The organism is Mesorhizobium sp. M0751, assembly GCF_040320265.1.
Taxonomy (GTDB): domain Bacteria; phylum Pseudomonadota; class Alphaproteobacteria; order Rhizobiales; family Rhizobiaceae; genus Mesorhizobium.
The window spans coordinates 34,238-48,593 of sequence record NZ_JAMYPH010000001.1 but is presented as its reverse complement, the minus strand read 5'-3'; the positions used below and the strand labels follow the sequence as shown (position 1 = coordinate 48,593).

The window sequence follows — 14,356 nt, the reverse complement described above, 5'->3', positions numbered from 1 at the left end:
TAACCTCATAAGGCAGCTGTGGCAACCTTCAGTCCGAGGTCAGGATTGTTGATGAAGATGGTTGCCGGGACGCATGGCCTCCCGGCAATTTCCAAATCTATTCCGCCGCCACGTTCATGCGCATCCGCTCCATCTCGATCAGCGCGCGGCGGTATTCGACCGGCATGATCTTCCGGAATTTCGGCCGGAAAGTCGCCCAGTCGTCGAGGATTTCGCGACCTCGTACCGAGCCGGTGTAGTGGACGTGGTTGGAGATCAGCTGGTAGAGCCGCTCCTCGTCATGGCTGGTCATATCGCCGGATACGTCGACACGGCCCTTATGGTCGAGATCGCCGCCATGGTGGAGCAGCTTTTCCATCAGGTCGTCCTCTTCCGGAACCGGCTCCAGCTCGACCATCGCCATGTTGCAGCGTTCGGCGAAATCACCCGCCTCGTCGAGCACATAGGCGACGCCGCCCGACATGCCGGCGGCGAAGTTGCGGCCGGTCTGGCCGATGACGACGACGATACCGCCAGTCATGTATTCGCAACCATGGTCGCCGACGCCTTCAACGACGGCGGCGACACCCGAATTGCGCACGGCAAAACGCTCGCCGGCAACGCCGCAGAAATAGGCCTCGCCCTCGGTTGCGCCGTAGAGCACGGTATTGCCGACAATAATGGACTCGGCAGCAACGATTTTCGTGTTCTCCGGCGGGCGGATGACGATGCGGCCACCCGACAGGCCCTTGCCGACATAGTCGTTGGCGGCGCCCACCAGTTCGAACGAGACACCGCGCGCCAGGAAGGCGCCAAAGGACTGGCCGGCCGTGCCGGTGAGCTTGACCGAGATCGTGTCCTCGCGCAGGCCCTTGTGCTTGAAGCGCTTTGCCACCTCGCCCGACAGCATGGCGCCGGTCGAACGGTCGACGTTGCGGATCGGCAGTTCGATACTGACCGGCTGCCTGGCTTCGAGCGCCGGCTTTGCGAGGTCGATCAGCTTGCGGTCGAGCACGTCGTCGATCGGATGCTTCTGCCGCTCGGTCCAGTGCACCGCCTCGTGCGGCGCATCGGGCTTGTAGAACATCTTGCTGAAGTCGAGCCCGCGTGCCTTCCAGTGCTGGATCAGCTCGCGCTTTTCCAGAAGGTCGGTGTCGCCGATGATCTGGTCGAGATGGGTGTAGCCCATCTCGGCAAGCACCGCCCGCACCTCTTCCGCCACATAGAAGAAGAAGTTGATGACGTGCTCGGGCGTGCCCTTGAAGCGCTTGCGCAGCACCGGGTCCTGTGTCGCGACGCCGACGGGGCAGGTGTTGAGATGGCACTTGCGCATCATGATGCAGCCGGCCGCGATCAACGGCGCGGTCGAAAAGCCGAACTCGTCGGCGCCGAGCAGTGCGCCGATAATGACGTCACGCCCGGTGCGCAGGCCGCCATCGACCTGCAGCGCGACGCGCGACCTGAGGCCGTTGAGCACCAGCGTCTGGTGCGTCTCGGCAAGGCCCATCTCCCACGGGCTGCCGGCATGCTTGAGCGAGGTCAGCGGCGAGGCACCGGTGCCGCCGTCATAGCCTGATATGGTGATGTGGTCGGCACGCGCCTTGGCGACGCCGGCCGCAACCGTGCCGACGCCGACTTCCGAGACCAGCTTGACCGATACGTCGGCCGCCGGATTGACGTTCTTCAGGTCGTAGATGAGCTGCGCCAGATCCTCGATCGAATAGATGTCGTGATGCGGCGGCGGCGAGATCAGGCCGACGCCCGGCGTCGAGTGCCTGACCTTTGCTATGGTCGCATCGACCTTGTGACCCGGCAGCTGGCCGCCCTCGCCTGGCTTCGCCCCTTGCGCGACCTTGATCTGCATCATGTCGGAATTGACAAGATACTCCGCCGTGACGCCAAAGCGTCCCGAGGCGACCTGCTTGATCGCCGAGCGTTCGGGGTTCTTGCCGCCGCCCGGCAGTGGCAGATAGCGATCGGCCTCTTCGCCGCCCTCGCCGGTGTTCGACTTGCCGCCGATGGCGTTCATGGCGCGCGCCAGCGTCGTGTGCGCTTCCCTTGAGATCGAGCCGAAGGACATCGCCCCGGTCGAGAAGCGCTTGACGATATCGGCCGCCGGCATCACCTCGTCGAGCTTGACCTTCTTGCGCCCGGTCTCTTGCGCAAGCTTGATCTTGAACAGGCCGCGAATGGTCTGCGCCTGCGCCGTCTCGCTGTCGATCTGGGCGGAATAGTCCTTGAACGTCTCCCACGAGCCTTGGCGCACGGCGTGCTGCAAGGTCGCCACTGCGTCGGGCGACCAGATATGGGCCTCGCCGCGCATGCGGAACATGTATTCGCCGCCGACCTCGAGGCTGTTGCGCAGCACCGGGTCGTTGCCGAAGCCGTCGGTGTGGCGGCTGACCGTTTCGGCGGCGATCTCGTCCAGCCCGACGCCCTCGATCAGGGTCGCCGTGCCGGTGAAGTACTTCTGCACGAAGTCCGACTTGAGGCCGATGGCGTCGAAGATCTGCGCGCCGCAATAGGACTGGTAGGTCGAGATGCCCATCTTGGACATCACCTTGAGGATGCCCTTGCCGATCGACTTGATGTAGCGGGAGACGACCTCGTAGGCATCGACCTCCGCTGGCAATTCGCCACGCTTGTGCATATCGAGCAGCGTGTCGAAAGCGAGATAGGGATTGATCGCCTCGGCGCCGTAGCCGGCGAGGCAGCAGAAATGATGCACCTCGCGCGGCTCGCCGGATTCCACGACGAGCCCAACCGAGGTGCGCAATCCCTTGCGGATCAAATGATGGTGCACGGCCGCCGTTGCCAGCAGCGCCGGAATGGCAATGCGATCCGGGCCGAGCTGACGGTCCGAAAGGATGATGATGTTGTAGCCGCCGGCGACCGCCGCCTCGGCGCGCTCGCACAGCCGGTCGATGGCGCCCTGCATGCCGGCCGCGCCTTCATTCGAACCGTAAGTGATGTCGATCGTCTTGGTGTCGAAACGGTCTTCGGTGTGGCCGACGGAGCGCAGCTTCTCCAGATCGCCATTCGTCAGGATCGGTTGGCGCACTTCGAGCCGCTTGCGGCGCGAATTGCCGACAAGATCGAAGATGTTGGGCCGCGGCCCGATGAAGGACACCAGGCTCATCACCAGCTCCTCGCGGATCGGGTCGATCGGCGGATTGGTGACCTGTGCGAAATTCTGCTTGAAATAGGTGTAGAGCAGCTTCGATCTGTCCGACATTGCCGAAATCGGCGTGTCGGTACCCATCGAGCCGACGGCTTCCTGGCCGGTGGTCGCCATCGGCGACATCAACAGCTTGGTGTCCTCCTGGGTGTAGCCAAACGCCTGCTGGCGGTCGAGCAGTGAGACATCCCTGCGCAGGGCGCGCGGCTCGACCGGGTTCAGATCCTCGAGGATGAGCTGTGTGTTGGCGAGCCAGCTCTTGTAGGGATGCCTGGTCGCGATCTCCGACTTGATTTCCTCGTCGGAAACGATGCGGCCCTTGTCCAGGTCGATCAGCAGCATGCGGCCGGGCTGCAGCCGCCACTTCTTGACGATCCTTTCCTCCGGCACCGGCAGCACGCCGGCTTCCGAAGCCATGATGACGCGGTCGTCATCGGTGACGATGTAGCGCGCCGGCCGCAGCCCGTTGCGGTCGAGCGTGGCACCGATCTGGCGGCCGTCGGTGAAGGCAACCGCCGCTGGCCCGTCCCACGGCTCCATCAGCGCTGCGTGATACTCGTAGAAGGCCTTGCGGTCCTGACCCATCAGCTTGTTGCCGGCCCAGGCTTCCGGGATCAGCATCATCATGGCGTGGGCGAGCGAATAGCCGCCCTGCGTCAGGAATTCGAGCGCATTGTCGAAGCAGGCGGTGTCCGACTGCCCTTCGTAGGAGATCGGCCACAGCTTCGAGATGTCGTTGCCGAACAGTTCGGAATCGACCGAAGCCTGCCGCGCCGCCATCCAGTTGACGTTGCCGCGCAGGGTGTTGATCTCGCCATTGTGGGCGACCATGCGGTAGGGATGCGCCAGCTTCCACGACGGGAACGTGTTGGTCGAGAAGCGCTGGTGAACCAGGATCAGCGCCGTCTCGAAACGCGGGTCGGTGAGATCCTTGTAGTAGGCGCCGACCTGATAGGCCAGGAACATGCCCTTGTAGACGATGGTCCGCGACGACATCGAGACGACATAGAAGCCGTTGTCGACGCCTTTGGTCTCTTCGTGGATACGGCCGGAAATGACCTTGCGCAGGATGTAGAGCCGCCGCTCGTAATCGTCGTCGTTCTCGATCTCGGCGCCGCGGCCCAGGAACACCTGCCGGTGCACCGGCTCGGAAGCGGCTATGTCGGGCGCCTTCGACAGCGACGAATTGTCGACCGGCACGTCGCGAAAGCCGAGCAGCGGCTGGCCCTCGAGCTGCGCCACCTCGGCGATGATGCCTTCGATATGCGCCTGCAGCTCCGGGTCGCGCGGCATGAACACGTGGCCGACGGCGTAGTGGCCGGGCTTCGGCAGTTCGACCCCTTGCTTGGCCATCTCCTCGCGGAAGAAGCGGTCCGGCAGCTGCACCAGCACGCCGGCGCCGTCACCCATCAGCGGATCGGCGCCGACCGCGCCGCGATGCGTCAGGTTTTCGAGCACGGCAAGGCCGTCCTCGACGATCTGGTGCGACTTCACGCCCTTCATGTTGACGATGAAGCCGACGCCGCAGGCATCATGCTCGTTGCGCGGATCATAGAGGCCGTGCGCAGCATAGCCGGTGCTGGTTCGCCGAATATTGGTCAGGGACGGATTTTTGACGGCTGCCGCTGTCGTCTGCGCGGCCTTCGTCGCAGATGGCGTCATGTCCGTCATCGTCCTGTCCTCCGTTCCGTCCCCTTCGGGCGCTGGTTTCCGTCGGGAAGCGCGTGGCTCCCCTTTCAATCTGCGGCACGTCTTGCGAAATTCTTGCCGACCGTGCGGCTTTCCGCATGGTTCGCATATGGTATTCGTACAGGCCGGAGCCAGACTGTCTAGCTGTCGCTCGCGGCAATGGCCGCAGAGGCGCAATCATATGCCAATGCGGCCAGTTTTGTGCGACAAAATAAGACAGCACTACTGTCCTAAATTTTTATGACAGAAATTTTGGATGCACACAAGACCGATTCACAAATTTCTTGAAGCTTTCGCGACAGAAAATTGCGCGGAACGCCATGTCAGCGTAACCTTCCGTCGCTGCATCTACGCTCATGCGTTTCACTGGCTTTAGCGGATTTTCGGTATCTGCCCCTTGCGACCGGCATGCGAAAGCGGCCAAGCTCGCACCGATTTCCCCAGCATAGGCAGACGCATGATTTTCGCTTCCGACAATTGGGCAGGCGCCCATCCCCGTATCGCTGCCGGCCTGTCGGCCCATGCCGACGGCTTCTCCACCGCCTATGGCGACGGTGCCCTCGACAAGACCGTTTACCAGCGCTTCAATGAGATCTTCGAATGCGAAGTCGCGGTGTTTTTCGTCGCCACCGGCACCGCTGCCAATTCGTTGTCGCTGACTACCTATAACAAGCCAGGCGGCATTTCCTTCTGCCATCGCGAATCGCACATCATCGAGGACGAATGCGGTGCACCGGAATATTTCACCGGCGGTTCGCGGCTTTGTACAGTCGAAGGCGCACTCGGCAGGATCGATGCCGGCAATCTGGAACGGGCGGTGGACCGTTTCGCACCCGAAAACGTCCATTCCGGGCGGCCGGTTGCCGTTTCGATCACCCAGTCGACCGAAGTCGGCACCGTCTACACACTGAACGAAATCGCCAGGATTTCGGCGATCGCAAAGCAGCATGGACTGCCGCTGCACATGGATGGGGCCCGCTTTGCCAATGCGCTCGTCGCGCTGGAAACGACGCCGGCCGAAATGACCTGGAAGCATGGCGTTGACATCCTCTCCTTCGGCGGCACCAAGAATGGCTGTTGGTGCGCCGAGGCGATCGTGCTGTTCGACCTCGAGCGAGCCAAGGAATTGGCCTTTTTGCGCAAGCGCGCGGCCCAACTGTTCTCGAAATCGCGCTTCATCGCCGCGCAATTCGATGCTTATTTCAGGGGTGGACTGTGGCTCGACACAGCACGGCACGCCAATGCGATGGCGGCACGGCTTGCCGCGGCGATAGAAGATTCCCCTTCGGCCCGGCTGGCCTGGCTGCCGCAGGCGAACGAGGTCTTCGCAGTCATGAAAAAGGCCGAGGCCGAAAGAATGCAAGCGGCAGGGGCGGCCTTCCACGACTGGCACAGGCCGCTCGGCTACGACGGCTACATTGGCGAAGACGAAGCGCTCTATCGGTTTGTCACCAGCTTCGCGACCACGCCCGACGAGGTCGACCGTTTCGGCTACCTGCTCGCCGGATAGCAAGCCTTGCCCACCAGCAAAAAGAGCGGCGCATTGCTGCACCGCCCTTTCTTCCCGGGGAGTTGGCGTCCCGGAGTTTAGCTGCCTGGCTTAGGCGGCAGTCTTGGCCTCGATCTGCTTGGCCTTGGCCGGAGCCGAGGTGATCGCGATCTTGCGCGGCTTCAGCTCTTCGGGGATGTTGCGCTTGAGGTCGACGAAGAGCAGGCCGTTCTTCAGCGCGGCGCCGACAACCTCGACGTGATCGGCAAGCTGGAAGCGGCGCTCGAAGGCTCGGCTGGCGATACCGCGATAGAGCAGTTCGGAGCCTTCGCCATTGCCTTCCTCCTTGCGCTCACCCTTGACGGTCAGCACATTGCGGTGAGCTTCGATCGAAATCTCATCTTCCGAGAAGCCGGCCACAGCCATCGAGATGCGATAGGCATCCTCGCCCGTGCGCTCGATGTTGTAAGGCGGATACGTCTGGCCTTCCGGCTGCGCAAGCGAATCGAGCATGGTGAACAACCGGTCAAAACCGACGGTCGAACGGTAGAGCGGGGAAAAATCAACGTGACGCATGGTGTGTTCTCCTGTTGAGCAACAAGGTTGCGTATGGCCGGTGCGAAACCCGTGACGGCGTTCCGGATGGGCCAGCGGCCCCGACATTGGCGACCGCATGACAAATTTGGGAAGCCGGCGACGGCATTTCAAGATTTTCCCGCGTCCGAACGGGACCGGGTCCCGGCCCACGTCCCGATGCCGATGAACGGCAGATGAACCGTGGCTTCGGCGAGCGTTCAGCCAGGCGGCATTAAAACTGTTCTCGAGATAACGAACAGGTCGCCGGAAAAGGCGACACGACGAGGCCGAACCGGGTGTAACGTCCCTTCCTCCCGGTCGACAGAGGCCGGAAGCACGCCAAGGCTGCTTCCGGCCTTACTTGTTCGCTGCCTGGCGGTCGAGCTCCCCGGCGTCCCAAATTCCTTTGCTTTTGGCGCATGGGCGTTTATGCCTGACTTGCGCCCACACCGGCACCGACACCAACCAAAAACCGCATGACCGATCTTCTCCACCAGCCCCCTCTCTTCCAGGAAACTCCGGGCAATCCGCTGCCGGAAAACGCGGCCGGCGGCTTCTTCACCGCGCGCGACGGCAAGAAGATCCGCTATGGGCTGTTTGCCGCGGTTGCCCGCCCGATGAAGGGCACCGTCGTCGTCCTGACCGGCCGCAACGAGTGCATCGAGAAGTATTTCGAGACCATTCGCAACCTTGCCGACCGGGGCTTTGGCGTGGCAACCCTCGACTGGCGCGGACAGGGCGCTTCCGACCGGCTGATCGGCGACCGACAGCGCGGCTTCGTCCGGAGCTTCTTCGATTACACCGGCGATCTGGAGCAGTTCTTCGAGGAGATCGTGCTGCCCGATTGCCGAGGACCCTACTACATACTGGCCCACTCGGCCGGCGCGGTGATTGCGCTGCTCGCCGCGCCCTCGATGGCGAACCGCGTGCGCCGCATGGTGCTGATCGCACCGTTCTTCACCGTGCCGGACCTGCCGGTTTCGGTAAAAACCGTCCGCCGCCTCTGTTCGCTGTTCTGCCTTCTCGGCCTTGGCCGGCTCTATGCCGCATGGGGGCCGCGGCCCAAGGAATCGGTGCCCTTCGCCATAAACAAGCTGACCAGCGACCCGGAACGCTATCGGCGCAACACGCTGATCTACGAAACCTATCCGCAGCTGGCGCTCGGCGGACCGACGATCCGCTGGCTGAAGGCGGCCACCGAGGCATCCTTGATCGTCAGCGACCCGGATTTCATGGCCAAGATCCAGGTGCCCTTGCTGATGATCGCCGCCGGCGCCGACCAGGTCGTCTCGACCAGGGCAGTCGAAGCCTATGCGAGGCGTCTGCGCGTCGGCTCGCTAGTGATGATCGACGGCGCCCGCCATGAGATCCTCCAGGAAGCCGACCTCTATCGCGAGCAGTTGCTTGCGGCATTCGATGCCTTCATCCCCGGAACCGGCGACGCTGTTTGACCGCTTTGCCGGCGCCCGCCAACAAAGCCCGCACGGGTCGCTTGTCCGGCGCAGCCCCTTATTCCCGTTAAGGCATCGAGCGCTAGGTTGCTGCCAAAGAGAATGGAGGCCATTTGCCGGGAGAAAAACGACCATGAACGCATCGAACACGCTGTCACGTCAGGGGCATCGGCTACTGCAGATTGGCGTCGCGCTGCTGCTGTTTTCGTCATTCGAAGGGTTTGCAATACCGTATCTCGCCGCACCGCGGCTCGGACTGTCCGCGCACACGCTCAGCGCCCTGGAGGGCGTTCTCTTGCTGGCTCTAGGCCTCACATGGTCTAGGCTCAATCTCGGCGCGGCGACGTCGCGGATTGCTTTCTGGCTGCTGATCTATTCGGCTTTGGCGATCCTGGCCGCCTACGTGATCGCCAGCGCCTGGGCGGCCGGCAACGAGACTATGCCGTTGGCGGCCGGAGCCTTCCACGGAAGTGCCTTTCAGGAAGCTGTGATCAAAGGTGTGGCGTATTCGTCCGCGCCGACCGGCCTCATCTCTTTCGTGCTCATTTTGTGGGGCCTGCGTCTCTCGGACGCTTGGCCTGCCGACAGCGAATGCATGTCGCGCAGCGGTTTTGCGATAACATGCATAAAACAAGCGCGTCCCATGAGTTCACTCAAACGCGACGCGCTTTGCTTTAGGACCGTACCGCGGTTTCCGTCGGATTTGCGCAAAACAGACGCGTGGGTGCACCGGATGCTCAGCCGCGCAGCGCCGCCATCGCGGCTGCGTGCAGCTCCGGTGTCGCCGCCGCCAGGATGTCGCCGCCGTTTTCCGCCGGCCCGCCTTCGAAGGTGGTGACAACGCCGCCTGCCTTCTCGATGATCGGGATCAGCGCGACGATGTCGTACGGTTTCAATCCGGGATCGGCAACGATATCGACGCTGCCCGCCGCCACCATCGCGAAGGCATAGCAGTCGGTGCCGTAACGGGCGAGCTGGACCTGTTGCTCGAACAGGTCGTAGCGCAGGCGCGCGTCTCCCTTGAACAGCGCCGGCGTGGTGGTGAACAGCGTCGCCTCGGCGAGATTCGTCGTCTTGCGCGTAGCGAGTTTTCGGGGGCCACCGGGACCTTCATAATGCGAGCCGGAGGCATTGGCGTAGAACAACTCGCCGGTGAAGGGCTGCGACATCATGCCGGCGACGGCATCGCCGTCGACCGTCAGCCCGACCAGCGTGCCCCATACCGGCAGGCCGGAAATGAAGGCGCGCGTTCCATCGATCGGATCGATCACCCAGACATGCCGGCTGGAGATGTTTTCGCTGCCATGTTCCTCGCCGAGAATGCCGTGATCGGGGTATTGCGCTGATATCAGCGCCCGGATGGCGCGCTCGGCCTCGCGGTCGGCCTCGGTGACCGGGTCGAAGCTGCCGCGCTCCTTGTTGGTGACCGCGCCCTGGTTGCGGAAGCGCGGCAAGGTCTCGGCTGCGGCGGCACGCGCAATGCGCCGCATGAACTCGATGTTGATGTCCAACTGATTCTCCCGCTCCAGCATGTTTGGAGATACCCGTTTGCCTACGGATTTATGCCGAAACAAGGGCGTTCGGAGCCTTTCGCATGGTGCCAACTGTTGCTCGAATGCAACGCCGCCGTCATGGAAATGCAGTTTCCACTTCACAGTGAATTAAAAAAGCCGGAACGCGCCTTGACATTTGTGCAGCGCACAATACGTTTGTTCTCGGACAGGGGTTCCTGTCCATGCCCTCCTTGGGCGTTTCCTCCCTAGACTTCGACCGTGTCGTGCAAACGATGCGGTCTTTTTTTACGCTGCCGCATGAGCGGCGGTACCGCGATTCCGCGGCTATTCGGCGGCCAGCGGCAGATCCATGAAATTGTGATCGGGCATCGCCATCAGTTCGGCCGAAAACCGCGCCAGATCGTCGGCCAGTGCGTCGAAACCAGCCGATCTCTGGAACGTCCGCTCATTCATGTAGAGCCCGCGATTGACCTCGATCTGCAGCGCATGCAGATGGCGCACGGGGCGGCCATAGTGCTCGGTAATGAAGCCTCCGGCATAGGGCTTGTTGTGGGCGACGCTGTAGCCCATGCCGGTGAGCAGGCCGATCGCCGTCTCGGTCAACGCCGCCGCGGCCGAGATGCCGAAACGGTCGCCGACGATGAAATCCGGCCGCAATCCGCTGTCGCCGACCCTTATGCTTGCCGGCATCGAGTGGCAGTCAATCAGCACGGCGTAGCCGAAGCGCGCATGGGTTCTGGTCAAAAGCCGTTTCAGCGTCTCGTGATAGGGCTTGTAGACCGCTTCGATGCGCGCCACGGCTTCCGCCAGCGGCAAGCGGCCGGAATAGATGTCGAGCCCCTCGCCGACCAGCTTGGGCACGGTGCCGAGCCCGCCGGCCACCCGCGCCGAGCGGATGTTGCAGAATGACGGCACCGGTTCGGCGAACATGCGCGGGTCGAGTTCCCACGGCTCCCGATTGACGTCGAGATAGGCGCGCGGGAAGTTTGCCGCCAGCATCGGCGCTCCGAGCGCGACGGCGCCGCCGAACAATTCCTCGACATAGCAGTCCTCGGAGCGGCGGATGGCGTTGCGGTCCAGCTTGGCCATAGCCATGAACCGGTCCGGATAGTAGCGGCCGCTATGCGGCGAGTTGAAGAGGAAGGGAACGCGCTGTTCGGCGCCCGATCGGATTTCGAAGGGTGGAACGACCGAAAAATCCTCGGCTGCCGTTTTCAATTTGGACGAACCCGGGAATACCAATGCATCATGATGGGAAAGTGCCACCTCGCCGCCCGCATGTCCAGCCGCCGAAGCGCCAGCCAAATCAGGATTGTGCGGCCAACGTTCACTTGATGTTTACCGTCACCTCCTCATATACAGCATGGTTAACGGGCTTGCCGAACGGCATTGTCGGTTGGGTGATTCGGACGGGACAACATGGCACGCATTCTGCTGGCGGAAGACGACGACGACATGCGCCGGTTCCTCGTCAAGGCGCTGGAGCGCGCCGGTTATCAGGTCAGCGATTTCGACAATGGCGCCAGCGCCTATGAGCGGCTGCGCGAGGAACCTTTTTCGCTGCTTTTGACCGACATCGTCATGCCCGAGATGGATGGCATCGAGCTCGCCCGACGCGCCACGGAGATCGATCCCGACCTCAAGGTGATGTTCATCACCGGCTTCGCCGCCGTCGCGCTGAACCCTGATTCCAAGGCGCCGAAAGACGCCAAGGTGCTATCGAAGCCGTTCCACCTGCGCGACCTCGTCAACGAGGTCGAAAAGATGCTGCAGGCCGCCTGACGCGCTTTTTGTCGCGTCTTGACCGACGCCGCAAGCCAGGCGTTCTTTCCCTTTTCCCGCTATTGACGTGCCGAACCAAAAATGGTGTATGCGCGGCTTCGGATGGGCGTGTAGCTCAGCGGGAGAGCACTGCATTGACATTGCAGGGGTCACAGGTTCAATCCCTGTCACGCCCACCATCCAAATAATCCCTCAATTGGCCGTCGGTATTTTTCGTCGACTGACGTTCCCGGCCTATACCGGCCTCAGGCCGCACCGAGGCGGAGATCCCCGGTCTCGACGTGCTCCAGAAACCAGGCATAGGTCTGTTCCAATCCGCTGCGCAGCGAGTAACGCGGGCGCCAGCCGGTGGCGAACAGACGCGACACGTCCATCAGCTTGCGCGGCGTGCCGTCCGGCTTCGTCGCATCGAACGTTATCGCAGCATCGGCGCCGGCGACCGACACGATGGTGCGGGCAAGATCGGCAATGGTGATGTCTTCTCCCGAGCCGACATTGATGTGGCTGTCGCCCGAATAATTCTTCAGCAACCAGACCAGCGCGTCGGCGGCGTCGTCGACATGCAGGAATTCGCGCATCGGCGTGCCTGATCCCCACACCTCCAGGGTCTTGCGGCCGGCGCGCCTGGCCTCGTGCGCCTTGCGCATCAGAGCGGGCACGACATGGCTGGAATTGAGGTCGAAATTGTCGCCCGGGCCGTAGAGATTGGTCGGCATCGCCGAGATGTAGTCGACGCCGTACTGGCGCCGATAGGCCTGGCACAGTTTCAGCCCGGCGATCTTGGCGATCGCATACCATTCGTTGGTGGGTTCGAGCGGTCCGGTCAGCAAGGCGTCCTCGGAGATCGGCTGCGCCGCGAATTTGGGATAGATGCAGGATGAACCGAGAAACAGCAGCTTCTGCACCTCGTTGCGGAAGGCGCTGTCGATGACATTGTTCTGCATGACGAGATTGTCCTGCAGAAAATCGACGGGAAGCCTGTTGTTGGCCAGGATACCGCCGACCTTGGCCGCCGCCATCACCACTGCATCCGGCTTGCGGTCGGCCATCCAGCGCCGCACGCCGGCCTGGTCGAGAAGATCGAGCTCGGCGCGCGAGGCGGTCAGGACCTCGCAATCCTCATCGGCCAATCTGCGCAGGATAGCCGAGCCGACCATGCCGCGATGTCCGGCCACGAAAACGCGCTTGCCCTGAAGGTCGAAGGTCATCAGCTTACCCCAATGCAGAACGGCAGCTATGCCAGTTGGCCGGCGGAGCGCCGGATCGGCTTCTCTGTTGCCGGACGCATACCGCATACAGATTTGCCCAGACAAGGCAAATCGCAAAGCCACCCGAAGCAACCTTTGGATCGGACGCTGTAGCGCTCGCGATCAGACGCCCGCTACCGCGCAGAGGCTTGTCATTCTGGCAATGGCAAGCTCGGGGTCGGCCAGCAACCCTGCCTGGTCGGCAAGGCGAAAGACATCGGCATAGTGACGGATGCCGCGCGCCGATTGCATGCCGCCGACCATCGAAAAATGCTCCTGGTGGCCGTTCAGCCATGCCATGAAGATGATGCCGGCCTTGTAATATTCGGTGGGCGCCTCGAAGATTTTGCGCGACAGCGGCACTGTCGGGGCCATCAGCGCGTCGTAGCCCGCGCGGTCGCCGTCGGCCAGCTTTGCCAGCGCCGCATTGGCGACCGGCGCGATGGCATCGAAAATGCCGAGCAGCGCGTGCGAATGTCTGTCGCCGTCGCCGGCGATCAGCTCGGGGTAATTGAAATCGTCGCCGGTGAACATCAGCACGCCCTCGGGCAGCCGATCCCTGAGCGCAATCTCCTTGCCGGCATCGAGCAGCGATATCTTTATGCCTTCGACCTTGCCGGCATGGCGTTCGATGATCGCGACCAGCGTCTCCAGCGCAGTTTCGAAGTCGCTGCTGCCCCAGTAGCCTTTCAGCGCCGGGTCGAACATGTCGCCCAGCCAGTGCAGGATGACCTTGCCGGAGGCCTGGGACAGGATGCGGTCGTAGACGCCGATATAGTCGTCGGGGCCTTTGGCGACCCCCGCCAGCGCCCGGCTGGCCATCATGATCGCCTTGCCGCCAAGCCCTTCGATGAAGCCGAGCTGTTCTTCATAGGCCGCGATGACATCGTCTAGCCTGCTGGCGCCCCCCGGCGCCAGATGGTCGGTGCCGGCGCCCGACGCGAGAGCGGCGCCTTCGACGCTGCGCGCCTCGGCGATCGAGCGGCGGATCAATTCCTTGGCATTCGCCCAGTCGAAACCCATGCCGCGCTGAGAGGTGTCCATCGCTTCGGCGACACGGAAGCCAAGCCGCCAGAGGTGACGGCGAAACGCCATCGTCTTGTCCCAGTCGACCGCGGGCCTCGACCACGGATCGGTCATGGCGAGGGGATCGGCAACGACATGGGCGGCGGCGTAGGCGATGCGCGAGAAGCGAGCGCCGGCCACAGGCTGTACCGGCTGGCCGACAAGCCGGCAGCGGACACGGCCGGCGCCTTCCCCGGGCAAGGTGATGTCCATGGCTCTCTCCCTTGCCAACGCCTATTAAATGGAACGTTCCAACAAATCAAGATATTTTGACTCCTGCCTCGTGCAGCGAAAATTGCTGCATCGCAGCAGCCGAAAGCCCTGCTTGCCGGAGAATTGCGCCACCGAGCCGCATTTCTCCCGGCTTCGCAAAAACGCGATTGACT

Annotated in this window: 10 protein-coding genes and 1 tRNA gene; 5 read left to right on the top strand and 6 right to left on the bottom strand. The window is 62.8% G+C overall.

The window, feature by feature from the left end; translation table 11 throughout:
* Positions 1-97 precede the first annotated feature (97 nt).
* Positions 98-4,828: a glutamate synthase large subunit gene (gene gltB / locus NKI19_RS00215; protein WP_352564885.1), complete on the bottom strand. Its 4,731-nt coding sequence runs from the start codon at positions 4,826-4,828 to the stop codon at positions 98-100.
* A 475-nt stretch (positions 4,829-5,303) separates the two neighbouring features.
* Here gltB and NKI19_RS00210 point away from each other — a divergent pair, with 475 nt between their 5' ends.
* Entirely contained in the window at positions 5,304-6,356 is a 1,053-nt protein-coding gene (locus NKI19_RS00210) for a threonine aldolase family protein (RefSeq protein WP_352501928.1), read from the top strand.
* Positions 6,357-6,446: 90 nt separating this feature from the next.
* On the opposite strand, the gene NKI19_RS00205 is transcribed toward NKI19_RS00210, so the two are convergent.
* Positions 6,447-6,911 (bottom strand): Hsp20 family protein, encoded by a 465-nt coding sequence (locus NKI19_RS00205; RefSeq protein WP_023675381.1) that lies wholly within the window; start codon positions 6,909-6,911, stop codon positions 6,447-6,449.
* A gap of 476 nt (positions 6,912-7,387) precedes the next feature.
* Between NKI19_RS00205 and NKI19_RS00200 the strand changes: the two genes are divergently transcribed.
* Both NKI19_RS00200 and NKI19_RS00195 read left to right on the top strand, forming a co-directional pair.
* Positions 7,388-8,362, top strand: a complete 975-nt coding sequence (locus NKI19_RS00200; RefSeq protein WP_352564883.1) for an alpha/beta fold hydrolase — start codon at positions 7,388-7,390, stop codon at positions 8,360-8,362.
* 133 nt (positions 8,363-8,495) lie between these two features.
* Positions 8,496-9,200, top strand: coding sequence for a styrene oxide isomerase (locus NKI19_RS00195; protein ID WP_352564881.1), 705 nt, complete (start codon positions 8,496-8,498; stop codon positions 9,198-9,200).
* On the opposite strand, the gene hisN is transcribed toward NKI19_RS00195, so the two are convergent.
* Positions 9,100-9,873: a histidinol-phosphatase gene (gene hisN / locus NKI19_RS00190; protein ID WP_352564879.1), complete on the bottom strand. Its 774-nt coding sequence runs from the start codon at positions 9,871-9,873 to the stop codon at positions 9,100-9,102. The two genes, NKI19_RS00195 and hisN, sit on opposite strands and share 101 nt — an antisense overlap.
* A gap of 327 nt (positions 9,874-10,200) precedes the next feature.
* The gene (locus NKI19_RS00185; RefSeq protein WP_352539364.1) at positions 10,201-11,142 is read right to left on the bottom strand and encodes an N-formylglutamate amidohydrolase; all 942 of its coding nucleotides are present in this window, start codon (positions 11,140-11,142) and stop codon (positions 10,201-10,203) included.
* Positions 11,143-11,295: 153 nt separating this feature from the next.
* Here NKI19_RS00185 and cpdR point away from each other — a divergent pair, with 153 nt between their 5' ends.
* Together cpdR and NKI19_RS00175 are read left to right on the top strand one after the other, a co-directional pair.
* Positions 11,296-11,658, top strand: a complete 363-nt coding sequence (gene cpdR, locus NKI19_RS00180) for a cell cycle two-component system response regulator CpdR (protein WP_006199474.1) — start codon at positions 11,296-11,298, stop codon at positions 11,656-11,658.
* 104 nt (positions 11,659-11,762) lie between these two features.
* Positions 11,763-11,837: transfer RNA gene (locus tag NKI19_RS00175), tRNA-Val, on the top strand.
* A gap of 66 nt (positions 11,838-11,903) precedes the next feature.
* On the opposite strand, the gene fcl is transcribed toward NKI19_RS00175, so the two are convergent.
* A complete protein-coding gene (gene fcl, locus NKI19_RS00170) occupies positions 11,904-12,866 on the bottom strand; it encodes a GDP-L-fucose synthase (RefSeq protein ID WP_352564877.1) in 963 nt (320 codons plus the stop codon).
* 162 nt (positions 12,867-13,028) lie between these two features.
* A complete protein-coding gene (locus tag NKI19_RS00165; protein ID WP_352564876.1) occupies positions 13,029-14,183 on the bottom strand; it encodes a dihydrodipicolinate synthase family protein in 1,155 nt (384 codons plus the stop codon).
* Positions 14,184-14,356: the final 173 nt, after the last annotated feature.